Below are 22,455 nucleotides of genomic sequence, written 5' to 3'. Positions count from 1 at the left end.
ACATACATGGACGAGAAGGTCATAAAATCTATTAACGAGGCAAGGTGGGCAGATGGACAGACGGTATGGAACAGGCTGGAGGACATCACCTTTAATCCTATGCAGAGCCAGGAAGAATTCGTCATGAGGCTCATTCGCGAGAATGCCAAGACGGCATTCGGACGCAATCATGGCTTTGAATTCATTCGCAGCATGGAAGAATACAGGCAACGCATACATGTGACAACCTATGAAGACTATATCCAATATATCGAGCGTATCGTCAATGGCGAACGTAACGTCCTGACTGCCTATCAGACAGAGCATCTCTCACTGCACCACGGCTATAAGGTTCTTCCCCAGTCGAGATGGGGCGTGCAATTGTATAACGACTACAACTTCTGCGCCATGTTCTATATCGCAGGCAATCATGGGTTGCTTACCGACGGCATGGTGCTCAATCTGGTTGACAACCACCTCGAACAGCTTCCCTCGGGCGTGTGCAAAGGGAACCTGCTTGGACGACTGCTTATTAGACGTGAGTTCGATCACAATCAGCTCTATGTCATACCCGTCGAGATCCCTAGACACTCCCTTGAAACCAATTTCCGCTACCTTCAGGCGCTCTATGCCCTGAAGCAGAAATACATATCCATAGCCATCTGTGAGCATTATGAAGAGATGCTCGAGCTGTTGCGCTATATTGAGAAACACTGGCCCAGGCTGGCTGACGACATAGAGCGAGGCAATTCCTACGTCCAGTCCGATCCAGAACGCGCCAACGCCATCAGGGAAATCATGGAGCCCCATCATATAGGCTCGCAGATGGTGGCGCAGCTGTGGCCTGGACTTCATTGTATCATGGTATACGATGTTGATCACCTGAGCACCAGCTTCGAACTGTTGCGCACCTATTGCGGCACGAATGTCCACTTTGTGTTTACAGGTATCAGCTCGCCAGAGGGGACCTTTACGACTGCAATCAACCTCGATGATCCGCAAGGCGTCTTGATTCCCGACAGCGTCTTTTATGAGTTCAAACCCAAGGATGCCAAGGACTATGACCAGCTGCTCACGCTCGACCAGCTGGAGATAGGCCGTAGCTATGAACTTATCATCTCTACGCTCTCTGGTCTCTATCGTTATAAGACCCAGAAGGTTCTCTCGGTTGTGGGGCGCTATCACGATACGCCAACTGTGATCGTTGCCCGTTGATGACTAAGAGTTCCCACGCTGGGAATAAACAGTTCCCACCGTGGGAACATTTTGTTCCCAGCATGGGAACTTTTTGAAAGATTGTGCCTGAAAGGAGAATTAAAATCATAAAAAAACTTAAAAGTTAGGGTAGGGCGGGTGAAAAATGTTGTGTGTTCCACATATTATTAGTACCTTTGCACCCGCAAAAGTGCGTATTGCGCTGGCCCGAGAGCTATCAATACCCTGACAAAGAGCAACTTAGCCTTCAAAAATGAAGCGGTTGAGGTTCCTTTTTAAGTGGGTATGTGTGCGATTGGAAATGCGAAAACCACTTAAGAAGGAACAAATTTTTTTATATAACATTATTAATTATTAAACTGAAATGCCAGGATTAATTGGAAGAAAAATCGGAATGACATCCGTTTTCAGTGCCGACGGTAAGAATGTACCGTGCACTGTTATCGAAGCTGGTCCTTGTGTTGTGACTCAGGTGAAGTCTGTCGAGAAGGATGGCTACAAGGCTGTTCAGCTCGCCTTCGGTGAGAAGAAGGAGAAGAACACCACCAAAGCAATGATGGGTATCTTCAAGAAGGCAAACACCACACCCAAGGCCCACTTGGCCGAGTTCAAGTTTGACGCAGAGATGAATCTCGGCGACACCGTAACGGTTGACATCTTTGATGGTGTCGAGTTCGTTGACGTTGTCGGTACGTCAAAGGGTAAGGGATTCCAGGGCGTTGTGAAGCGTCATGGTTTCGGTGGTGTAGGTCAGGCTACTCACGGTCAGGACGACCGTCTGCGTAAGCCGGGTTCTATCGGTGCCTGTTCTTATCCCGCAAAGGTCTTCAAGGGCATGCGTATGGGCGGCCAGATGGGAGGCGAGCGTGTTACCACGCAGAACCTCAAAGTGTTAAAGGTAATACCGGAGCACAACCTGATCCTCGTGAAGGGTAGTTGCGCTGGTTATAATGGTTCAACAGTAATAATCAACAAGTAAGATGGAAGTTAGCGTATTGAATATCAAAGGTCAGGAGACCGGACGCAAGGTAACTCTGAACGAGGCTATCTTCGGCGTTGAACCTAATGACCATGTGGTTTACCTGGATGTAAAGCAGTATTTGGCTAACCAGCGTCAGGGTACTGCAAAGTCTAAGGAGAGAAGTGAGATTTCCGGTTCTACCCGCAAGCTCGGCCGTCAGAAGGGTGGCGGTGGTGCCCGTCATGGTGATATCAACTCTCCGCTGCTGCGTGGTGGTGCCCGTGTGTTTGGTCCCACACCGCGTGACTACAGCTTCAAGCTGAACAAGAAGGTGAAGGCTCTGGCCCGTAAGTCAGCCCTGTCATACAAGGCTCAGGAGAACGCAATCGTGGTTGTAGAGGACTTCTCTATGGAGGCCCCGAAGACCAAGGAGTTCGTGAACATTGCCAAGAACCTGAAGGTAGATGGCAAGAAGAGCCTCTTCGTATTGACCGGAACCAATAATAACGTATATTTGTCGGCTCGCAATCTGCAGGGTGCAGAGGTGATGGAGGCATCGACCATGAACACCTATAAGGTGATGAATGCCGATGTGCTGGTTATCTCTGAGAAGTCTCTGGAGGTTATCGACGGTATCTTAAACAAGTAAAGGAGACAAGAGTTATGGCATTTATCATAAAACCCCTGGTCACTGAGAAGATGACCAAGATTACAGACAAGTCTTCTGTAGAGAAAACTTATAAGGTGAAGGGCGAGGAGCGCACCAAGAAGGCTGAGGCCAAGTATGGTTTCATCGTTCGTCCCGAGGCTAATAAGCTTGAGATTAAGAAGGAAGTCGAGAGCCTGTACAATGTGACAGTGATCGATGTGAACACGTGTCGTTATGCCGGCAAGCGCAGCTCGCGCTACACCAAGGCAGGTCTGATCAAGGGTCAGAAGAACGCGTTCAAGAAGGCAATCGTTACTCTGAAGGAGGGCGACGTAATTGATTTTTATAGCAATATTCAATAAGAAATGGCAGTACGTAAATTAAAGCCCGTTACTCCGGGTCAAAGACACAAGATTATTGGCACGTTCGAGGATATTACTGCATCCGTGCCAGAGAAGTCTCTCGTTTACGGTAAGCGTTCTACCGGTGGTCGAAACAACACCGGTAAGATGACTGTCCGCTACATGGGCGGTGGTCACAAGAAGAAGTATCGTCTGATCGACTTCAAGCGAGAGAAGGATGGTGTTCCAGCTGTAGTAAAGACAATCGAGTATGATCCTAACCGTTCAGCTCGTATTGCACTTCTTTTCTACGCTGATGGTGAAAAACGTTATATCATTGCTCCTAATGGACTGCAGGTTGGTGCAACGCTGATGTCTGGTGCAGACGCAGTGCCCGAGGTGGGTAATGCTCTGCCGCTGGCTAACATTCCCGTTGGTACAGTGATCCACAACATCGAGATGCGTCCCGGTCAGGGTGCCAAGCTCGTTCGTTCGGCTGGTAATTTCGCTCAGTTGACTTCTCGTGAGGGTAGCTATTGTGTGATTAAGCTCCCTTCAGGCGAGACTCGTCAGATTCTCTCAGCTTGTAAGGCTACTGTAGGTAGTGTAGGCAATTCAGACCACGCTCTCGAGGCATCAGGTAAGGCTGGTCGCTCTCGCTGGTTGGGTCAGCGCCCCCACAACCGTGGTGTTGTGATGAACCCGCATGATCACCCGATGGGTGGTGGTGAAGGACGTCAGTCTGGAGGTCACCCACGTTCACGTAAGGGTCTGTACGCTAAGGGTCTTAAGACTCGTGCACCGAAGAAGCTTTCGAACAAGTACATTATCGAAAGAGCTAACAAGAAGTAATCACGAAGTTAATAAGAGTATAAATTATGAGTCGTTCATTAAAGAAAGGTCCGTACATCAACGTATCGCTTGAGAAGAAGATTCTCGCCATGAATGAGAGCGGTAAGAAGAATGTCGTCAAGACATGGGCCAGAGCATCAATGATTTCCCCGGACTTCGTGGGACACACTGTTGCAGTTCATAACGGTAACAAATTTATCCCTGTCTACGTTACTGAGAATATGGTTGGTCACAAGCTCGGTGAGTTCGCACCCACCCGTCGCTTCGGTGGTCATGCCGGTAACAAGAAGTAATCCCAGGGAAAATTGAAAATTAAAAATTGAAAATTGAAAATTAACAATGGGAGCAAGAAAACATATTAAGGCTGAGGAAAGAAAAGCAGCACTTAAGACACAGTATTTTGCCAAGCTGAAAGGCTGCCCCTCTTCACCCCGCAAGATGCGCTATGTTGTGGACATGATCCGCGGCATGGAGGTGAATCGCGCACTGGGTGTGCTTCGTTTCTCGAAGAAGGCAGCAGCAGCTGATGTAGAGAAACTCCTCCGTTCGGCCATTGCCAACTGGGAAGCCAAGAATGACCGGAAGGCTGAGGACGGTGAGCTTTACGTGACCCGCGTATTCGTTGACGAGGGTGTTACAATGAAGAGAATGAGACCGGCACCGCAGGGTCGTGGCTATCGCATCCGCAAGCGCAGCAATCACGTGACTCTGTTCGTTGACGCTAAAACTAATGACGTAAAAGAATAAGTATGGGACAGAAAGTTAATCCAATAAGCAACCGTCTTGGAATCGTTAGAGGTTGGGATTCAAATTGGTTCGGAGGCAAGAGCTTCGGCGACAACCTGGTAGAGGATCAGAAGATCCGCAAGTACCTGAACGAGCGTCTGGCTAAGGCGAGCGTTTCGAAGATTGTCATCGAGCGCACCCTGAAGCTGGTTACCATTACTATCTGCACTGCCCGTCCGGGTATCGTCATCGGTAAAGGTGGTCAGGATGTCGACAAGCTGAAGGAAGAGCTGAAGAAGCTCTACGACAAGGAGATTCAGATTAATATCTTTGAGGTGAAGCGTCCTGAGCTCGACGCTACCATCGTGGCTAATAACATCGCTCGCCAGATAGAGGGTAAGATTGCTTACCGCCGTGCTATCAAGATGGCTATTCAGAACACGATGCGCGCCGGTGCCGAGGGTATCAAAGTTCTCATCTCAGGTCGTCTGAACGGAGCTGAAATCGCCCGTAGTGAGATGCTGAAGGAAGGCCGTACGCCGCTGCACACTTTCCGTGCAGACATCGACTACTGCCATGCAGAGGCTCTGACCAAGGTCGGTATCTTGGGTATCAAGGTTTGGATTTGCCGTGGTGAGATTTACGGAAACGTGGATCTGGCTCCGAACTTCACTCAGGAGAAGAACAGTGGCCGTCCCCAGGGCGGTGGCCGTGGCGGTGACAGGAAGTTCCGTAACAAGAAGAAGTAATAATCGTTTTAAAGTAGAAGCTTATTATGTTACAGCCAAAAAGAGTAAGATATAGAAGACCTCAGGACGGACGCGGCAACAAAGGCAACGCCCACAGAGGTACAACGCTGGCTTTCGGCTCATTCGGCATCAAGACTATGGATGCCAAGTGGATTGACAGCCGTCAGATTGAGGCAGCCCGTGTTGCCATCAACCGTTACATGAACCGTGAAGGTCAGGTGTGGATCCGCATCTTCCCCGACAAACCCATCACTCGCAAGCCTGCTGACGTCCGAATGGGTAAAGGTAAGGGTGATCCCGCAGGATGGGTAGCTCCCGTTACACCGGGCCGTATCCTCTTTGAAGTAGAAGGCGTTCCTTTCGACGTGGCTAAAGAGGCTCTCCGCCTCGGAGCCCAGAAGCTGCCTGTGAAGACAAAGTTTGTAGTAAGACGTGATTACGATAAAAACGCTTAATTAGAGTATGAAGATCAAAGAAGTAAGAGAGCTCGAGACCAAGGACTTGGCAGAGCGCATTGAGGCCGAGGTTGCAAAGTACAACCAGATGAAGTTGAACCATGCAATCACCCCGCTTGAGAATCCATCTCAGATTAAGGCTGCTCGTCGTGATATCGCACGTATGAAATCAGAACTTCATCAGAGAGAACTTAACAAATAACAATGGTCCAGATGGAAACAAGAAATTTAAGAAAGACAAGACAGGGTGTCGTTATCAGCAACAAAATGGATAAAACCATTGTTATTGCAGCCAAGTTCAAGGAGAAGCACCCGATGTATGGTAAGTTTGTCCAGAAGACAAAGAAGTATCACGCACACGATGAGAATAACGAGTGCAATGTAGGTGATACCGTGCTCATTATGGAAACCCGTCCTCTGTCAAAGACAAAGAGATGGAGATTAGTTCAAATCGTAGAAAAAGCTAAGTAATTATGATACAGACAGAATCAAGACTTACAGTAGCTGACAACAGTGGTGCACGCGAGGCTCTCTGCATCCGTGTACTGGGCGGCACCAAGCGCCGTTATGCCAGCGTAGGTGATATCATCGTCGTCTCTATCAAGAACGCGATCCCTACAAGTGACGTGAAGAAGGGTGCAGTATCAAAGGCTTTGGTTGTTCGCACAAAGAAGGAGATCCGCCGTGCTGATGGCTCTTACATCCGCTTCGACGACAATGCCTGTGTGCTGCTGAACAATGCCGGCGAGCTTCGCGGCAGCCGTATCTTCGGCCCCGTTGCCCGTGAGCTCCGTGCCGTGAACATGAAGGTCGTTTCTTTGGCACCTGAGGTACTTTAATATTTAAATGATTAAGAGAAATGGCAAAGTTCAATATTAAGAAAAACGATACAGTCATCGTTCTGGCCGGTGAGGACAAGGGCAAGACTGGTAAGGTGCTGAAGGTGATGGCCGACAAGGAGCGTGCTCTCGTAGAGGGTGTGAACATGGTCAACAAGAGCGCCAAGCCAAGTGCCAAGAATCCTCAGGGAGGCTTTGTGAAGATGGAGGCTCCTATTCACATCTCAAATATTAGTTTGATTGATCCGAAGAGTGGCAAGGCTACCCGTGTCGCCATCAAGCGCGAGGGCAAGAAGGTCGTTCGTATCGCTAAAAAGTCAGGGGAGGAGATTAAGTAATGGCAAATACAGCACAGTTAAAGTCAGAGTACAAGGAGAAGATTGCTCCGGCTCTGAAAAAGCAGTTCAATTACACTTCAACGATGCAGATTCCTGTCCTGAAGAAGATTGTTGTCAACCAGGGTCTGGGTGATGCTACACAGGATAAGAAAATCATCGATGTAGCTATCAACGAGATTACCGCTATTTGCGGTCAGAAGGCTGTTGCAACCTATTCTAAGAAGGATATTGCAAACTTCAAGCTTCGTAAAAAGATGCCTATCGGCGTGATGGTAACTCTGCGTCGTGAGCGTATGTACGAGTTCCTCGAGAAGCTTGTTCGCATCGCTCTTCCTCGTATCCGCGACTTCAAGGGTATCGAGAGCAAGTTCGACGGCCGTGGTAACTACACACTGGGTATCCAGGAGCAGATTATCTTCCCGGAGATCAATATCGATTCAGTAGATCGCATCCAGGGTATGAACATCACCTTCGTAACGTCTGCACAGACTGACGAGGAGGGTTATGCACTGCTCAAGGCTTTCGGTCTTCCATTCAAGAACGCTAAAAACGACTAAGAGATATGGCAAAAGAATCAATGAAGGCTCGCGAAGTGAAGCGCGCCAAGCTCGTTGCCCGCTACGCAGAGAAGCGTGCGGCCCTGAAGAAAATCATCGCTACTGCTGACGTGAATACGGAGGAGGGCGCTATGGCTGCCTACGAGGCTGCCCGCAAGCTGCAGAGCATTCCCCGCAACGCCAATCCCATCCGTCTGCACAACCGTTGTAAGATTACGGGCCGTCCCAAAGGATACATGCGCCAGTTCGGCCTCTCTCGTATCCAGTTCCGCGAGATGGCATCAAGTGGTCTGATTCCCGGTGTGAAGAAGGCTAGCTGGTAATCCAGAGAAGAGACATTTTATTTATTTAATATTGTCGGGGCAGTCCCGATTAATTAAAAACTCAATTTTATGACAGATCCAATAGCAGATTATCTGACAAGACTCAGAAACGCCATCATGGCACACCATCGTGTCGTTGAGGTTCCTGCGTCAAACTTGAAGAAGGAAATCACAAAGATCCTCTTCGAGAAGGGTTACATCCTGAACTACAAGTTCATTGAGGATGGTCCTCAGGGTACTATCAAGGTAGCTCTGAAGTATGACCCTGCAACTCGTGAAAATGCCATCAAGTGCCTGAAGAGAGTATCCACTCCGGGTCTCCGCAAGTACACTGGCTACAAAGAGATGCCGAGAGTAATTAACGGACTTGGAATCGCAATCCTTTCCACGTCCAAGGGTGTAATGACAGACAAAGAGGCTGCCGACCTGAAGATTGGTGGTGAGGTGCTTTGTTATGTATATTAATTGGAGGATAGATTATGTCAAGAATAGGAAAATTACCAATTAGTATCCCTGCAGGCGTTACAGTAGTACAGGATAAGGACGGCATCGTGACCGTTAAGGGTCCGAAGGGAGAGCTTTCACAGAAGGTGGATGCTTCTATCAAAGTGAAGATTGAGGATGGCCACGTGACATTCGAGATTGATGAGAACAGCCCTGTTAACGTTAAGCAGAAGCAGGCTTTCCATGGTCTCTATCGTGCGCTTGTCAATAATATGGTTGTAGGTGTGAGCGAAGGTTACAAGAAGGAGATGGAGCTCGTAGGCGTTGGCTACCGTGTGTCCAACCAGGGTAACATCATCGAGTTCGCTCTGGGTTATACGCACCCCATTTTCATCCAGCTTCCTAAGGAGGTGAAGGTTGAGACCAAGATGGAGCGTAACCAGAATCCCCAGATTATCCTCGAGTCATGCGACAAGGCACTGCTCGGTCTGATTTGTGCTAAAATTCGTTCTTTCCGTATGCCTGAGCCTTATAAAGGAAAGGGTATCTTGTTCAAGGGTGAGGTTATCCGTCGTAAGTCGGGTAAATCAGCATCAGCTAAGTAACTTTAATTGATTGAAGATTATGACAACGAAGAAAGTAGAAAGACGAATTAAGATCAAATATAGAATTCGTAAGAACGTGTTCGGCACAGCCGAGCGTCCTCGTCTGAGCGTCTTCCGCAGCAACAAGCAGATCTATGCTCAGGTGATTAATGATTTGGAAGGTAAAACACTTGCATCTGCATCCTCACTGGGTCTCGAGGCTATGCCTAAGATCCAGCAGGCTGAGAAGGTTGGTGAACTGGTGGCCAAGAAGGCTCAGGAGGCTGGCGTTACCGCTGTAGTCTTCGACCGTAACGGTTATCTTTATCACGGCCGCGTGAAGTCTCTCGCAGACGCAGCTCGTAAAGGTGGACTTAATTTCTAAACGATTATGGCAATGAAAAATGTTAAAGTAAATAGTGACGTAGAGTTGAAAGACAGACTGGTTGCCATCAACCGTGTAACGAAGGTAACCAAGGGTGGTCGCACCTTTACATTCGCAGCCATTGTTGTTGTCGGTGACGGCAACGGCATCATCGGCTGGGGTCTTGGTAAGGCTGGTGAAGTTACCGCCGCTATCGCCAAGGGTGTTGAGGCTGCCAAGAAGAACCTGGTGAAGGTTCCTGTACTCAAGGGTACTATCCCTCACGAGATGGAGGCACACTTCGGTGGTGCACAGGTATTCCTGAAGCCGGCAGCAGCCGGTACTGGTCTGGTGGCCGGTGGTGCTATGCGTGCTGTACTGGAGAGCGTAGGTGTAAAGGATGTGCTCGCCAAGTCTAAGGGTTCATCTAACCCTCACAACTTGGTAAAGGCAACTATTACCGCCCTGAGTCAGATGCGCGACGCCTATACTGTGGCTGGTACTCGTGGAATCAGTATGGAGAAAGTATTTAGAGGATAAAGGAGAACAAGACTATGGCAACAATTAAGGTAAAACAGATTAAGAGTAAGATCGGTTATCCGGTAGACCAGAAGCGTACGCTCCAGGCTCTTGGCTTGCGTAAAATCTCCCAGGTTGTTGAGGTAGAGGATACTCCTTCAATCCGTGGTATGATTCGCAAGGTACACCATCTGGTGACCGTCGTTGAGTAATTAACATTTAAAAAGTAGATTCGATTATGAAACTGAATAATTTAAAGCCGGCTGAGGGTTCTACTCATTCACGTCGTCGTATCGGTCGCGGACCTGGTTCAGGTCTGGGTGGTACTTCTACTCGTGGTCACAAGGGTGCCAAGGCTCGTTCTGGTTATAAGAGAAAGATTGGTTTCGAAGGTGGTCAGATGCCTCTCCAGCGCCGTGTGCCGAAGGGTGGTTTCAAGAACATCAACCACAAGGAGTACTTTGCAGTTAACCTCTCAACCCTTCAGAAGCTTGCTGAGGAGAAGAACCTCACAAAGATCGGTATTGCAGAGCTTATCGCCGCTGGTCTGACCAACGGTAAGGAGCTTGTCAAGGTTCTTGGCACTGGTGAGCTGAAGGCAAAGGTTGACGTAGAGGCCAATGCATTCTCAAAGACTGCTGAGGAAGCTATCAAGGCAGTAGGTGGTAACGCAACAAAAATCTAAACTGTAAGATGAAGAAGTTAATAGAGACACTGAAGAACATTTGGAAGATTGAGGATTTGCGCCAGCGCATCCTGATCACACTCCTGTTTGTAGCGATTTATCGTTTTGGCTCGTTTGTGGTACTCCCTGGTATCAACCCTGCCATGTTGAGCCAGTTGCAGTCGCAGACTGCCGGCGGTCTGATGTCGCTGCTTGACATGTTCTCCGGTGGTGCATTCTCCAACGCATCTATCTTTGCGCTTGGAATCATGCCATACATCTCTGCTTCTATCGTAATGCAGCTTCTCGCTGTCGCTGTTCCTTACGTGCAGAAAATGCAGCGTGAGGGCGAGAGCGGCCGTAAGAAAATCAGTATGTATACCCGTTGGCTGACAGTGGCAATCCTGCTGTTCCAGGCACCGGGTTACCTGATGAACCTGAAGATGACCTCTGGAGCTGCCTTGGCTACAGGCATCTCCTGGTCAGTCTTTATGGTTCCTGCTGTCATCATCCTTTCCGCAGGAAGTATGTTCATTCTGTGGTTGGGTGAGCGCATTACGGATAAGGGTATAGGTAATGGTATCTCACTGATCATTATGATCGGTATCATCGCCCGCTTGCCTCAGGCATTCATCCAGGAGGTGAGCTCACGTTTCACTGCCATCACAGGTGGTGGACTGGTGATGTTCCTCGTTGAGATTATCATTCTCTATGCAGTTGTTTGCGCATCTATTGTTCTGGTACAGGGTGTCCGCAAGGTTCCCGTACAGTATGCAAAGCGTCTTGTGGGTAACAAGCAGGTGGGTGGTGCCCGTCAGTATATTCCTCTGAAGCTGTTCGCCGCCAATGTGATGCCTATCATCTTTGCTCAGGCACTGATGTTCATCCCGTTGACAATTGTACAGTATTCTGCACCTGAAAATGCAAGCTGGTTCGTGCGTACGATGCTCGATCATCATAGCTGGACCTACAACATCATTTTCGCTATACTGATTATCGCATTTACCTATTTCTACACAGCTATCACGCTGAACCCGACGCAGATGGCTGAGGATATGAAGCGTAATAACGGTTTCATCCCCGGTGTCAAGCCTGGTAAGGAGACGGCAGAGTATATCGACACAGTGATGTCACGCATCACTTTGCCAGGTTCTCTGTTCATCGCCTTCATCGCCATCATGCCGGCTCTTGCAGGGCTGCTGAATGTACAGGATGCGTTCTCTCAGTTCTTTGGTGGTACATCACTGCTGATTCTCGTCGGTGTCGTGCTCGACACGCTCGCACAGATTGAGAGCCACCTGTTGATGCGCCATTATGATGGTTTGCTCAGTTCTGGCCGTATCCATGGCCGCGGAATGGCTGCATATTAATCTTCTTCTATGAAGATCTATCTGAAGACTGAGGATGAAATAGAGTTGATGCGCCAGGCAAACCAACTTGTTGGACGTACGCTTGGCGAATTGGCAAAACATATCAAGCCTGGAGTAACGACCCTCCAGTTGGATAAGATAGCGGATGAGTTCATCAGAGATCACGGTGCTCAGCCAACTTTCAAGGGTTTTCCCAATCCATATGGAGGGCCGTTTCCTGCCAGCATCTGCACGTCAGTCAATGACGTAGTCGTACACGGAGTGCCCAATGCAGAGACAGTTCTGAAAGAGGGTGATATCATCTCCGTCGATTGTGGTACGTTGCTGAATGGCTTCAATGGCGACTCTGCCTATACGTTCTGTGTTGGTGAGGTCACCGATGAAGTGAAGAAACTGTTGAAGACGACAAAGGAGTCGCTCTACTTAGGCATCGAGAATGCTGTTGCAGGTAAGCACCTTGGCGATATCAGCAGTGCAGTGCAGGAGCATTGTGAAGCACAGAAGTACGGTATCGTACGTGAGTTGACCGGTCACGGTATTGGTCGTGAGATGCACGAGGATCCGCAGGTGCCCAACTATGGCAGGAGGGGAAACGGTGTGATGTTGAAGGCAGGGATGTGTATCGCAATCGAACCCATGATTACAATGGGTGAGCGAAGCATCTGGCTGGATAAGGACCGTTGGACCATCCGCACCCGCGACGGCAAACCCGCAGCTCATTTTGAGCATACGATTGTTGTCCGCAAGGGCAAGGCAGAGATTTTATCTTCTTTTGAAGAGATAGAACAATTAGAAGGAAATATATATTAGATTTGTATGGCAAAGCAATCCGCTATTGAGCAGGACGGAACCATCGTAGAGTCGCTGTCGAATGCGATGTTCCGTGTAGAACTTGAAAATGGAGTCCAGATTATTGCGCATATCTCTGGTAAGATGAGAATGCACTATATCAAGATACTTCCCGGCGACAAGGTCAAGGTCGAAATGAGTCCTTATGACCTGACAAAGGGCCGAATCGTATTCAGATACAAATAAACAATAGGAACAAATATGAAGACAAGAGCATCATTGAAGAAGCGTACCCCAGACTGCAAGATTGTACGTCGCAAGGGCCGCCTGTTCGTTATCAACAAGAAGAACCCTAAGTATAAAATGCGTCAGGGTTAATGTTAAATAAGCATAAAATGTGCGGAGGTTTGAGAAAATCTTCGTACCTTTGCATGCTTTTTAGCAGAATTTCGAAATTTAAAGTTTTTATTTTTATCATTTTTATTTAACAAATGGCAATAAGAATTGTTGGAGTAGATTTGCCCCAGAATAAGCGTGGCGAAATCGCATTGACCTATATCTATGGTATTGGTCGAAGTAGTTCAGCAAAGATATTGGACAAGGCAGGTGTCAGCCGTGACCTGAAGGTTAACGAGTGGACTGACGACCAGGCAGCCAAAATCCGTGAAATCATCGGCGCTGAATTCAAGGTAGAAGGTGATCTCCGCAGTGAGATCCAGTTGAACATCAAGCGACTGATGGATATTGGTTGCTATCGTGGAGTCCGTCATCGTAATGGTCTTCCTGTTCGCGGTCAGAGCACAAAGAATAATGCTCGTACCCGTAAGGGAAAGAAGAAGACTGTTGCTAATAAGAAGAAGGCTACGAAGTAATTCTAAGTTGAACGTTTAAAGAATTTAAGAATTATGGCAAAGAAAACAGTCACTTCAAAGAAGAGAAACGTGAGAGTGAACGCTATTGGTCAGCTCCACGTACACAGTTCTTTCAATAATATTATTGTATCTCTGGCAAACGACGAGGGTCAGATTATCTCTTGGTCTTCTGCCGGTAAGATGGGTTTCCGTGGTTCTAAGAAGAACACTCCGTATGCTGCTCAGATGGCAGCTGAGGATTGCGCCAAGGTAGCTTATGACCTGGGCCTGCGTAAGGTGAAGGCTTATGTGAAGGGTCCCGGTAATGGTCGTGAGTCGGCTATCCGTGCCATTCATGGTGCAGGTATCGAGGTGATGGAGATTATCGATGTAACTCCGCTGCCCCACAACGGCTGCCGTCCCCCGAAGCGTCGTCGCGTATAATCACATTATTCAGAATTATTTTTTAGTATTATGGCAAGATATTTAGGACCGAAATCAAAGATTGCACGCCGTTTTGGTGAACCCATCTTCGGCGCAGACAAAGTTTTGTCCCGTAGGAACTTCCCCCCGGGACAGCATGGCAATAACCGTCGTCGCAAGATGTCGGAGTATGCGGTCATGCTGGCAGAGAAGCAGAAGGCCAAGTACACTTATGGAGTACTTGAGCGCCAGTTCCGTAATTTGTTTGAGAAGGCAGCTAAGGCCGAGGGTATCACTGGTGAGGTGTTGCTCCAGCTGTTGGAGAGCCGACTCGACAATGTAGTGTTCCGTCTTGGTATTGCTCCCACCCGTGCTGCTGCTCGTCAGCTCGTGGGTCACAAGCACATTACTGTTGACGGCCAGGTTGTTAATATTCCTTCCTATAGTGTGAAGCCCGGTCAGGTTGTTGCTGTCCGCGAGAAGTCTAAGTCTCTCGAGGTTATCGAAGCTGCCCTTGCTGGTTTCAACCATAGCAAGTATCCCTGGATCGAGTGGGATGAGAACTCAAAGAGTGGTAAGTTCCTGCATAAGCCGGAGCGTGCTGACATCCCCGAGAGCATTAAGGAACAGTTAATCGTTGAGTTGTACTCTAAGAACTAAAATCATTTAAATTAATGGCGATATTAGCATTTCAAAAACCTGATAAAGTCGTAATGTTGGAGGCTAACGACAGATTCGGCAAGTTCGAATTTCGTCCTTTGGAGCCTGGCTTCGGTGTGACCATCGGTAACGCCTTGCGCCGCATTCTTCTTTCATCACTTGAGGGCTATGCTATCAACACCATCCGTATCGCTGGTGTTGAGCATGAGTTCTCTTCTGTACCTGGTGTAAAGGAAGACGTGACCAACATTATCTTGAACCTGAAGCAAGTTCGGTTCAAGCAAGTTGTAGAAGAATTCGAGAACGAGAAAGTCAGTATCACGGTCGAGAATTCTACCGAATTCAAAGCCGCAGACATCGGCAAGTATCTGACTGGATTTGAGGTGCTGAATCCCGATTTGGTGATTTGTCATTTAGATTCCAAGGCATCGATGCAGATTGATCTTACAATCAATAAAGGTCGCGGATATGTACCCGCAGATGAGAATCGCGAGTTCTGCACCGACGTGAATGTAATAGCAATCGATTCTATTTACACTCCGATTCGTAACGTGAAGTACGCTGTTGAGCCATATCGTGTTGAGCAGAAGACCGACTATGACAAGCTCGTGCTTGAAGTTACGACGGACGGTTCCATCCATCCGAAGGATGCCCTGAAGGAGGCTGCAAAGATTCTCATTTACCACTTCATGCTGTTCTCTGACGAGAAGATCACCCTTGAGACTTCAGAGACTGAGAGCAATCAGGAGTTTGATGAGGAAATTCTGCACATGCGCCAGTTGCTTAAGACCCGTCTCGTAGACATGAACCTCTCTGTTCGTGCCCTCAACTGCCTCAAGGCTGCTGATGTAGAGACCCTTGGCGATCTGGTACAGTACAATAAGACTGACCTCCTGAAGTTCCGCAACTTCGGTAAGAAATCGCTCACCGAGCTTGATGATTTGCTCGAGAGTCTGAATCTGTCGTTTGGAACCGATATTTCAAAGTATAAACTGGACAAGGAGTAACTGTAGGTGAGGCCTATAAGACTCAACGCCCAACAAAAAGAAAGAAACAAAAATGAGACATAGTAAGAAATTCAACCATCTCGGTCGTACTGCATCTCACCGTAGCGCCATGCTCGCAAACATGGCTATCTCGCTGATCATGCACAAAAGAATCACTACGACCGTCGCAAAGGCTAAGGCCCTGAAGAAGTATGTGGAGCCTCTGATCACCAAGGCAAAGGACGACTCCACCAACTCTCGCCGTGTAGTATTCAGCTACCTGCAGAATAAGGAAGCTATCAAGGAACTCTTCGGAGAGGTAGCTCAGAAGGTAGGTGACCGTCCCGGTGGTTACACCCGTATCATCAAGCTCGGTACCCGTCAGGGTGATGCTGCTCAGGTATGCTTCATCGAACTCGTTGACTTCGATCCTGAAATGGCTAAGGATACCAAGAAGAAGTCCACTCGCCGTTCTCGTAAGTCAGCTCCTAAGGCTGAGGCTGCTGCTCCTGCAGAAGAGGCAAAGGCAGAGGCTCCCGTTGAGGAAGCTCCTGCTGCTGAGGCTCCTGCTGAAGAGGCAAAGGCTGAGTAATCACAACGCTCTTTATATAAGAATCCCGTATCATTACCGTGATGCGGGATTCTTGTTTTTCTTAGGTAAGTGAATTTGTGACTACAAACCATGAATAGGAGTTCCCCTATTCTTTTTTCGGGTTTTCCCTTTGGCAGGAAACAAAGAATTCCCTATCTTTGCAGCGTGAATCTTTTAAAATACGAAGGTTATGAAGAAGATATTGGTATTATCGATTGGCGTGTTGCTTTTGATGAGCAGTTGTGGTACTTATACGGCATCGGGAGCTGCTTCAGGTGGTTGGTTCGGTTCGATTATCGGTTCTGCCATCGGCGGTATTGCTGGTGGTCATAGAGGTAGTGACATTGGTACACTTGTTGGTATGGCTGGTGGCGCCGTTGTTGGTGCAGCTATTGGCCAGGCTGCTGATAATGCAGAGCAACAGAGATACGAAGATTATAAGCGGCAGCGTCAGGAACGTCAGCAGCGCTATGATGGCGATGACCGTTTATATGGCTTTGATGAGTCTTTCAATACTACACCCAGCCAGCATCCCATACCGGCCTCTGAATCATGCCTGGAGATCCGTCATCCTCACTTGGTTGACTCCAGCCGCGATGGTGTGCTGACTCGTGGTGAAGAGGCAAGGATGGTCTTTGAGATCTTTAATACTTCTTCGAAGCCTGTCTATCGCGTGCTCCCTATGGTAAGAGAACTCACAGGTAACAAGCATATCCGTGTTTCGGAGAATGTCTTGGTAGAAAGCATTATGCCGGGTAAGGGAATCCGCTATACGGCAGTCATCAGAACCGATAATAAACTGCATGATGGCGAGGCGGTGTTCCGTATTAGTGTCTTCCAAGGCAGTAGGGAGATGGCCTCTCAGGCTCGTGAATTCCGCATTATGACAAGCAAGCGATAGAAACATCTATCGCTTGCTTTGTTCTTTCTGTTGTTGCTGCTTCATCTGTTCTCTTAGAATGACCCAGATGGGCTTCTCTAGAGGTCCTTCGTTGGTGCCCATGTCTAATTCTGGCAGTTCAATATCTTCTGGTTTGAAGGGGATGGGAATGAACTTTATTCGCTCCACAATCACTGGAGCTATACCTTGGGCAATGATTCCCAGTTCACGGGCAGCTTTGACAGACAAGTCGATGATTCGCCCCTTGACATACGGACCACGGTCGGTAACCCGCACAATAACCTGTTTATTGTTTGCTGGATTGGTGACTTTGAGCAATGTGCCAAAGGGGTAGGTGCGGTGGGCACAGGTCAGACTGTCGTGATGCAGTCGTTCTCCGCTGGCTGTCTGCCGTCCAGTAAACTTGATGGGATAAAACGAAGCCTTACCGCTCTGAGTCTGAGCCAGAGCGGTAAAGCCGAAAATCAGCAATGTAAGTGTCGTTAAGACTATCTTGTTTTTAAATAACATTAAAATTAAACAACACCTTGGGCCAGCATGGCCTTGGCAACCTTCATGAAACCGGCGACATTGGCGCCCTTCACGTAGTTGATATAGCCATTCGGTTCCTTACCGTACTTCACGCACTGCTCGTGGATGCCAGACATAATCTGGTGCAGACGCTGGTCTACCTCCTCGGCAGTCCATGCCATACGCATAGAGTTCTGTGTCATCTCCAAGCCAGATGTTGCTACGCCACCAGCGTTAACGGCCTTACCAGGAGCAAACAGCTGACCTGCAGCGATGAACTTGTTGACTGCCTCTGCTGTGCAGCCCATGTTTGACACCTCTGCTACGCACAGCGGCTTGTTGGCCAAGATCTTGTCGGCATCCTCACCGTTGAGCTCATTCTGGGTAGCGCAGGGCAGATAGATATCAGCCTTCTGCTCCCAAGGCTTTTTGCCTGCAAAGAACTTCGAGCCTGGGAACTCCTCCTCGTAGGGCTGGCAGACGTCATTGCCACTGGCACGCAGTTCGAGCATATATTCAATCTTCTCGGCATCAAGTCCATCGGGATCATAGATATAACCATCGGGACCTGAGATGGTGATTACCTTGGCGCCCAGTTCGGTGGCCTTCTTGGCAGCACCCCACGCCACATTACCGAAGCCGGAGAGAGCCACAGTCTTACCCTTGATGTCGAGTCCGTGGGTATCCATCATGTGGTGAACGAAATAGAGGGCGCCATAGCCTGTTGCCTCGGGACGGAGGATGCTGCCGCCCCATTCCATACCCTTACCTGTGAGGGTTGCACCGTGGAACTGACTGGTCAGCTTCTTATAGTATCCAAAGAGGTAGCCAATCTCACGGGCTCCAACGCCGATGTCACCTGCAGGAACGTCCATGTCAGGACCAATCACCTTATACAGTTCGCACATAAAGGCCTGACAGAACTTCATCACCTCATTATCGCTCTTTCCGCGGATGCTGAAATCTGAGCCTCCCTTTCCACCACCCATCGGGAGTGTGGTCAGTGCGTTCTTGAAGGTCTGTTCAAAGCCGAGGAACTTCAGAATGCTCAGGTTTACTGACGGGTGGAAACGCAGACCGCCCTTATACGGGCCAATGGCACTATTAAACTGTACACGATAACCGATGTTTACCTGTACCTCACCCTTATCGTCGACCCAGGGCACACGGAAGGTGGTGATGCGCTCAGGCTCCACGATGCGTTCTATAATCTTTGCCTTCTCAAACTCAGGATGCTGGTTGTACACGTCCTTGATTGACTCCAACACTTCCCTTACAGCCTGTAAGTACTCTAATTCGCCAGGATGCTTCTGCTCCAAAGCTTGCATGATTTTCTCTACTTGCATAGTAATAATAATTGTTTTAAGTTTACAATATGTTACGTTTGATGGTGCAAATATAGAAAAATATTCGATACCATCCAAGGAAAGTACCGAATAATTTTCTTATAAAGTTACATTTTGTTAAATCGTGCCCCTTTAAATCTTTGCCAAGGCCTGTTTGATATCGTCGAGGATATCCTCTACGTCCTCAATGCCGACAGAGAGACGGATGAGGTCTGGAGCGACACCAGCCTCGCGAAGCTGTTCGTCGCTCAGCTGTCGGTGAGTATGTGAGGCAGGATGCAGCACGCAGGTACGGGCATCGGCCACGTGGGTCACGATATTGATCATCTGTAGTGAGTCCATCCACTTGATAGCCGTCTCGCGGTCGCCCTTCAGGCCAAAGGCAATCACACCGCAACTGCCGTTAGGCAGATATTTCTGTCCGAGAGCATAGGCCTTGTCGTCGGGCAGTCCACAATAGTGTACCCAAGCCACCTTCTCGTTGTCGTGCAGGAATTCGGCCACCTTCTGGGCGTTCTTGCAGTGCTGTGCCATACGCAGATGGAGTGTCTGCAGTCCAAGGTGCAGCAGGAAAGAATTCTGGGGTGCAGGAATGCTTCCGAGGTCACGCATCAGCTGGGCCACGAGTTTCGTGGTGTAGCCCATCTTACCGAATGCCTTCACGTAAGTCAGGCCATGATACGATTCGTCGGGTGTGCAGAGGCCAGGGAATTTGTCTGCATAGTCGAGCCAGGGGAAGTTGCCGCTATCCACTACGACGCCGCCAACCTGCGTAGCCATTCCGTCCATATACTTTGTAGTAGAGTGGGTCACGATGTCGGCGCCCCATTCAAACGGACGGCAGTTGATGGGGGTGGCAAAGGTGTTATCCACAATGAGGGGTACCCCGTTCTTATGGGCAATCTTAGCAAAGCGCTCAATGTCGAAGACAGCACAACCAGGGTTGGAGATTGTCTCACCGAACATCGCCTTAGTGTTAGGATGGAAAGCAGCCTGAATCTCTTCGTCAGACGCTTCCTGTGAGATGAACGTGCAGTCGATGCCCAGTTTCTTCAGCGTCACGCCGAAGAGGTTGTAGGTGCCACCATAGATCTCATTCGAGGTGATGAAGTGGTCACCGGCCTGACAGATGTTGAAGATGGCATAGAAGTTGGCTGCCTGGCCAGAAGAGGTGAGCACAGCCCCCACACCCCCTTCAAGGGTGGCGATCTTTGCAGCCACGGCATCGTTGGTGGGATTCTGAAGACGGGTATAGAAATAGCCCTCCTTTTCGAGGTCAAACAACTTTGCCATCTCATCAGAGTCGTCGTACTTGAACGTTGTCGACTGGATGATGGGTAACTCTATTGGTTCTCCATTCTTGGCCTTATAGCCTGCCTGTACGCAGAGCGTGCCTTGTTTCAGTTTCTTTTCCATTGTTGTTGTCGGTTTTGATAATCTGCCTGCAAAGGTACAACTTTTTTTCAGAAAGAAGCCATTATTACTCCAAAAGTGGACTGCTGATTGCTAACAAAATATAAATAGGTTGGTTTACTGAATATATGTGTCGATTCGTTGAACGGATTTTGTCCGTTCAATCTTTCGTCGTACCTTTGCATCGTGAAACATTAATAGTTAGTTTTTTCATACATAAGATTAGGTTTTGTTAGTTAATTGGTTAGTAAGGTAATCGGGACGCATCCCTGCGTCCCGATTACTTTTTAATAGTTGAATACGAAATCTTCCAGTATGCAGAGCGACTTCTCTTTCGTTTCTGAAGCGAATACGAAGTAGAGTGCGTGCTTGCCTGTGAGTTCCTTTAGTGCTGGCAATGTCACAGAGAGTTCCGTTGAAGTCTGAGGCATGTCGGTCTTCAATTCGATAGTGCCTATAACTTTTCCTCCCTGGGATGCCCAAGGTCTATCAGCCATGATGGTGATGGTGCCATCGATTCCCTCTGGAATCAGACGCAGTAACAATTGAATATTGTCCTTACCATTGGCCTCTGTGAAATTGAAGTATTTGTACCCAACAATCGAACCATCAGTATTGTTAATGATGCGATTGGTGTTATTCTTCAGGTCATAAGGCTCATCAAAGTTAGAGTCTGTTCCATAGGATGACTCTACATACGAACCATAGAAGGTGTTGTTGGGCCAGTTGTGCTTAGCAGGCTTCGGACCCGTCAGCCAACAGGCAATACCTGCCGAGTGGCGCTCCAAGGGATTGAGACCGTTAAGAGCGAAGCCTTCAGAGTTGTATTCTCCCTCAGATATCTCCACCTTACCGCCTTTACCTTCCTGTACTTTTACCTCAATGGGGGCTACCATGGCCTGACGGGCATACTCGTCAGTACCTGTCTGACGATGATAGAACACATACCACTGCCCGTTGATCTCGCAGATCGAACCATGGGTGTTGCCGTCGGGAACAGCTGAGGCAATCACGTTGCCCTGCTCATCCGTCTCACGACCACGTCCGTCGATGATCGTGCCGCCATAGGTCCAAGGGCCTAATGGACTGTCGCCGTAGGCATAGGCAAGGTTATAGTTCGACGAGGGTAATCCAAACTCACCATCCTCGGTGAAGCGACTATAGATAAACACATACTTATCCTTGATCTTACGGAGGGATGAGGCCTCAAAGAAATGGAAGATGCCTGGTTCGTTTCTGCCAGAAACCATGCCATCCACGATCTGCGTACCTGGTTTGACAGTACACATAGTGGCAGGATCGATCTCTGCAGCGTAGGAGTGCTCAAAGCCCCAATAGCCATAGACACGCCCGTCGTCATCCACAAATACAGCGGGGTCAAAGCCATAGATGCCGTCCACCTTTGTTGGGTCATCCGCATTCCAGTTGCATACCTCGAAAGGTCCGTCAGGTCTGTCGCTCTTGGCAATCAGACCATTACGGTAGCCAGTCTGGTCGTTGGGAAACAGATAGTAGGTCTTCTTACCCGTACTGTCTGTTACCAAAGTGATATCGGGAGCATACAATACATCTGCCGTTTTTGCTGAATCAAAAGGCTCGCCCTTGGCATTCTTGTCTACTACGAGGATGATGCCATCGTAGCGCCACTGGCTCAGATCCTCAACGGGAGCCGACCACACCACCTGGTCTCTTCCGCAATAAGCTGTTATCAGATTATCGTGCGAACCATATATATATACGCGTTGCTTTCCTGGATTGTTAGGATCCTCAAACACGTAAGGCTCTCCGTCGGGGATATGTTCCCAGAGGGGGAGGTAAGGGTTACCTACGGTAGTCAACTCTGACTTCTTTGTTTCTGCCTGTTGGGCACAGGATACAGCCATCAGCGAACAGCAGGCTGCTGCAATAATCATGCTTAGGGTCTTAGTTTTCATCTCTGTTATTTTGAATGGTCATTAATTGGCTGCAAATTTAAACAATTATTTTGGAATAGGCAACCATTTGACAAAAAGAGTTACCATTTGATAATTTTTTATTACCTTACTTGAGGTTAAA

35 protein-coding genes are annotated in these 22,455 nt (G+C 48.5%); 31 read left to right on the top strand and 4 right to left on the bottom strand.

Translation table 11 applies throughout. The features are described from left to right. Window positions 1–6 precede the first annotated feature (6 nt). From BMY16_RS12450 to BMY16_RS12300, 31 genes are all read left to right on the top strand, one after another. Window positions 7–1,194, top strand: a complete 1,188-nt coding sequence (locus BMY16_RS12450; protein ID WP_091842930.1) for a GH3 family acyl-acid amido synthetase — start codon at window positions 7–9, stop codon at window positions 1,192–1,194. A 364-nt stretch (window positions 1,195–1,558) separates the two neighbouring features. Beyond that, window positions 1,559–2,173, top strand: coding sequence for a 50S ribosomal protein L3 (rplC, locus tag BMY16_RS12445; RefSeq protein ID WP_091842928.1), 615 nt, complete (start codon window positions 1,559–1,561; stop codon window positions 2,171–2,173). Window position 2,174: 1 nt separating this feature from the next. After that, window positions 2,175–2,804 (top strand): 50S ribosomal protein L4, encoded by a 630-nt coding sequence (rplD, locus tag BMY16_RS12440; RefSeq protein WP_091842925.1) that lies wholly within the window; start codon window positions 2,175–2,177, stop codon window positions 2,802–2,804. A gap of 14 nt (window positions 2,805–2,818) precedes the next feature. Further along, window positions 2,819–3,166 carry a 50S ribosomal protein L23 gene (gene rplW, locus BMY16_RS12435; protein ID WP_091842923.1) on the top strand — a complete coding sequence of 116 codons (348 nt, stop codon included), beginning with the start codon at window positions 2,819–2,821 and terminating at the stop codon, window positions 3,164–3,166. A gap of 3 nt (window positions 3,167–3,169) precedes the next feature. Further along, complete coding sequence (rplB, locus tag BMY16_RS12430; RefSeq protein ID WP_013064908.1) at window positions 3,170–3,997, top strand: 50S ribosomal protein L2; 828 nt, start codon at window positions 3,170–3,172, stop codon at window positions 3,995–3,997. 26 nt (window positions 3,998–4,023) lie between these two features. Beyond that, complete coding sequence (rpsS, locus tag BMY16_RS12425; RefSeq protein WP_013065476.1) at window positions 4,024–4,290, top strand: 30S ribosomal protein S19; 267 nt, start codon at window positions 4,024–4,026, stop codon at window positions 4,288–4,290. A 46-nt stretch (window positions 4,291–4,336) separates the two neighbouring features. Next, window positions 4,337–4,744: a 50S ribosomal protein L22 gene (gene rplV, locus BMY16_RS12420; protein ID WP_073207265.1), complete on the top strand. Its 408-nt coding sequence runs from the start codon at window positions 4,337–4,339 to the stop codon at window positions 4,742–4,744. 2 nt (window positions 4,745–4,746) lie between these two features. Next, window positions 4,747–5,472, top strand: coding sequence for a 30S ribosomal protein S3 (rpsC, locus tag BMY16_RS12415; protein WP_091842920.1), 726 nt, complete (start codon window positions 4,747–4,749; stop codon window positions 5,470–5,472). A gap of 26 nt (window positions 5,473–5,498) precedes the next feature. Beyond that, window positions 5,499–5,927, top strand: a complete 429-nt coding sequence (rplP, locus tag BMY16_RS12410) for a 50S ribosomal protein L16 (protein WP_091842917.1) — start codon at window positions 5,499–5,501, stop codon at window positions 5,925–5,927. 7 nt (window positions 5,928–5,934) lie between these two features. Then, on the top strand, window positions 5,935–6,129 hold the full coding sequence (gene rpmC, locus BMY16_RS12405) for a 50S ribosomal protein L29 (RefSeq protein WP_013065209.1): 195 nt from the start codon (window positions 5,935–5,937) through the stop codon (window positions 6,127–6,129). Window positions 6,130–6,131: 2 nt separating this feature from the next. Beyond that, window positions 6,132–6,398, top strand: coding sequence for a 30S ribosomal protein S17 (rpsQ, locus tag BMY16_RS12400; protein WP_091842914.1), 267 nt, complete (start codon window positions 6,132–6,134; stop codon window positions 6,396–6,398). Between the two features lie 2 nt (window positions 6,399–6,400). Further along, on the top strand, window positions 6,401–6,766 hold the full coding sequence (rplN, locus tag BMY16_RS12395) for a 50S ribosomal protein L14 (RefSeq protein ID WP_013065032.1): 366 nt from the start codon (window positions 6,401–6,403) through the stop codon (window positions 6,764–6,766). Between the two features lie 20 nt (window positions 6,767–6,786). Next, window positions 6,787–7,104: a 50S ribosomal protein L24 gene (gene rplX, locus BMY16_RS12390; protein WP_091842911.1), complete on the top strand. Its 318-nt coding sequence runs from the start codon at window positions 6,787–6,789 to the stop codon at window positions 7,102–7,104. Then, entirely contained in the window at window positions 7,104–7,661 is a 558-nt protein-coding gene (gene rplE / locus BMY16_RS12385; protein WP_091842908.1) for a 50S ribosomal protein L5, read from the top strand. The genes rplX and rplE overlap by 1 nt, the downstream gene beginning before the upstream one ends. A gap of 5 nt (window positions 7,662–7,666) precedes the next feature. Beyond that, window positions 7,667–7,984, top strand: coding sequence for a 30S ribosomal protein S14 (rpsN, locus tag BMY16_RS12380; protein ID WP_091842905.1), 318 nt, complete (start codon window positions 7,667–7,669; stop codon window positions 7,982–7,984). Between the two features lie 69 nt (window positions 7,985–8,053). After that, the gene (rpsH, locus tag BMY16_RS12375) at window positions 8,054–8,449 is read left to right on the top strand and encodes a 30S ribosomal protein S8 (protein ID WP_091842902.1); all 396 of its coding nucleotides are present in this window, start codon (window positions 8,054–8,056) and stop codon (window positions 8,447–8,449) included. Window positions 8,450–8,463: 14 nt separating this feature from the next. After that, window positions 8,464–9,033, top strand: coding sequence for a 50S ribosomal protein L6 (gene rplF / locus BMY16_RS12370; RefSeq protein ID WP_091842900.1), 570 nt, complete (start codon window positions 8,464–8,466; stop codon window positions 9,031–9,033). Between the two features lie 19 nt (window positions 9,034–9,052). Further along, window positions 9,053–9,397, top strand: a complete 345-nt coding sequence (rplR, locus tag BMY16_RS12365) for a 50S ribosomal protein L18 (protein WP_091842897.1) — start codon at window positions 9,053–9,055, stop codon at window positions 9,395–9,397. Window positions 9,398–9,403: 6 nt separating this feature from the next. Beyond that, window positions 9,404–9,916 carry a 30S ribosomal protein S5 gene (gene rpsE, locus BMY16_RS12360; protein WP_091842895.1) on the top strand — a complete coding sequence of 171 codons (513 nt, stop codon included), beginning with the start codon at window positions 9,404–9,406 and terminating at the stop codon, window positions 9,914–9,916. A gap of 14 nt (window positions 9,917–9,930) precedes the next feature. Further along, on the top strand, window positions 9,931–10,107 hold the full coding sequence (gene rpmD, locus BMY16_RS12355; RefSeq protein ID WP_073207279.1) for a 50S ribosomal protein L30: 177 nt from the start codon (window positions 9,931–9,933) through the stop codon (window positions 10,105–10,107). Between the two features lie 26 nt (window positions 10,108–10,133). After that, complete coding sequence (rplO, locus tag BMY16_RS12350) at window positions 10,134–10,580, top strand: 50S ribosomal protein L15 (RefSeq protein ID WP_091842893.1); 447 nt, start codon at window positions 10,134–10,136, stop codon at window positions 10,578–10,580. Window positions 10,581–10,588: 8 nt separating this feature from the next. After that, window positions 10,589–11,929, top strand: a complete 1,341-nt coding sequence (gene secY, locus BMY16_RS12345; protein ID WP_091842891.1) for a preprotein translocase subunit SecY — start codon at window positions 10,589–10,591, stop codon at window positions 11,927–11,929. Window positions 11,930–11,938: 9 nt separating this feature from the next. Next, entirely contained in the window at window positions 11,939–12,739 is an 801-nt protein-coding gene (gene map, locus BMY16_RS12340) for a type I methionyl aminopeptidase (RefSeq protein ID WP_091842889.1), read from the top strand. A gap of 6 nt (window positions 12,740–12,745) precedes the next feature. Next, complete coding sequence (gene infA / locus BMY16_RS12335; RefSeq protein WP_004341775.1) at window positions 12,746–12,964, top strand: translation initiation factor IF-1; 219 nt, start codon at window positions 12,746–12,748, stop codon at window positions 12,962–12,964. Window positions 12,965–12,979: 15 nt separating this feature from the next. Then, a complete protein-coding gene (gene rpmJ / locus BMY16_RS12330) occupies window positions 12,980–13,096 on the top strand; it encodes a 50S ribosomal protein L36 (RefSeq protein WP_009160995.1) in 117 nt (38 codons plus the stop codon). Between the two features lie 113 nt (window positions 13,097–13,209). Next, window positions 13,210–13,590: a 30S ribosomal protein S13 gene (gene rpsM / locus BMY16_RS12325; protein ID WP_013065210.1), complete on the top strand. Its 381-nt coding sequence runs from the start codon at window positions 13,210–13,212 to the stop codon at window positions 13,588–13,590. Between the two features lie 33 nt (window positions 13,591–13,623). Next, a complete protein-coding gene (gene rpsK / locus BMY16_RS12320) occupies window positions 13,624–14,013 on the top strand; it encodes a 30S ribosomal protein S11 (RefSeq protein WP_013063216.1) in 390 nt (129 codons plus the stop codon). A gap of 30 nt (window positions 14,014–14,043) precedes the next feature. Then, on the top strand, window positions 14,044–14,652 hold the full coding sequence (rpsD, locus tag BMY16_RS12315; protein WP_091842887.1) for a 30S ribosomal protein S4: 609 nt from the start codon (window positions 14,044–14,046) through the stop codon (window positions 14,650–14,652). Between the two features lie 14 nt (window positions 14,653–14,666). Beyond that, window positions 14,667–15,659, top strand: a complete 993-nt coding sequence (locus tag BMY16_RS12310) for a DNA-directed RNA polymerase subunit alpha (protein WP_091842883.1) — start codon at window positions 14,667–14,669, stop codon at window positions 15,657–15,659. 52 nt (window positions 15,660–15,711) lie between these two features. Beyond that, window positions 15,712–16,230, top strand: a complete 519-nt coding sequence (rplQ, locus tag BMY16_RS12305; protein WP_091842880.1) for a 50S ribosomal protein L17 — start codon at window positions 15,712–15,714, stop codon at window positions 16,228–16,230. A gap of 190 nt (window positions 16,231–16,420) precedes the next feature. Beyond that, the gene (locus BMY16_RS12300) at window positions 16,421–17,131 is read left to right on the top strand and encodes a hypothetical protein (RefSeq protein WP_091842879.1); all 711 of its coding nucleotides are present in this window, start codon (window positions 16,421–16,423) and stop codon (window positions 17,129–17,131) included. A 6-nt stretch (window positions 17,132–17,137) separates the two neighbouring features. On the opposite strand, the gene BMY16_RS12295 is transcribed toward BMY16_RS12300, so the two are convergent. The 4 genes from BMY16_RS12295 to BMY16_RS12280 all read right to left on the bottom strand — a co-directional run bounded on the left by BMY16_RS12295 (window position 17,138) and on the right by BMY16_RS12280 (window position 22,334). Then, window positions 17,138–17,641 (bottom strand): septal ring lytic transglycosylase RlpA family protein, encoded by a 504-nt coding sequence (locus tag BMY16_RS12295; protein WP_091842876.1) that lies wholly within the window; start codon window positions 17,639–17,641, stop codon window positions 17,138–17,140. Between the two features lie 5 nt (window positions 17,642–17,646). Next, a complete protein-coding gene (gdhA, locus tag BMY16_RS12290; RefSeq protein ID WP_091842873.1) occupies window positions 17,647–18,987 on the bottom strand; it encodes an NADP-specific glutamate dehydrogenase in 1,341 nt (446 codons plus the stop codon). A 132-nt stretch (window positions 18,988–19,119) separates the two neighbouring features. Next, window positions 19,120–20,403 carry an O-acetylhomoserine aminocarboxypropyltransferase/cysteine synthase family protein gene (locus BMY16_RS12285; RefSeq protein WP_091842870.1) on the bottom strand — a complete coding sequence of 428 codons (1,284 nt, stop codon included), beginning with the start codon at window positions 20,401–20,403 and terminating at the stop codon, window positions 19,120–19,122. A 284-nt stretch (window positions 20,404–20,687) separates the two neighbouring features. Then, on the bottom strand, window positions 20,688–22,334 hold the full coding sequence (locus BMY16_RS12280) for a family 43 glycosylhydrolase (RefSeq protein WP_091842867.1): 1,647 nt from the start codon (window positions 22,332–22,334) through the stop codon (window positions 20,688–20,690). Window positions 22,335–22,455: the final 121 nt, after the last annotated feature.

The organism is Prevotella sp. ne3005, from assembly GCF_900110085.1.
Lineage (GTDB): Bacteria > Bacteroidota > Bacteroidia > Bacteroidales > Bacteroidaceae > Prevotella.
Note: the sequence above shows the minus strand (reverse complement) of the source record. Positions and strands in the feature narration are given on the sequence as shown.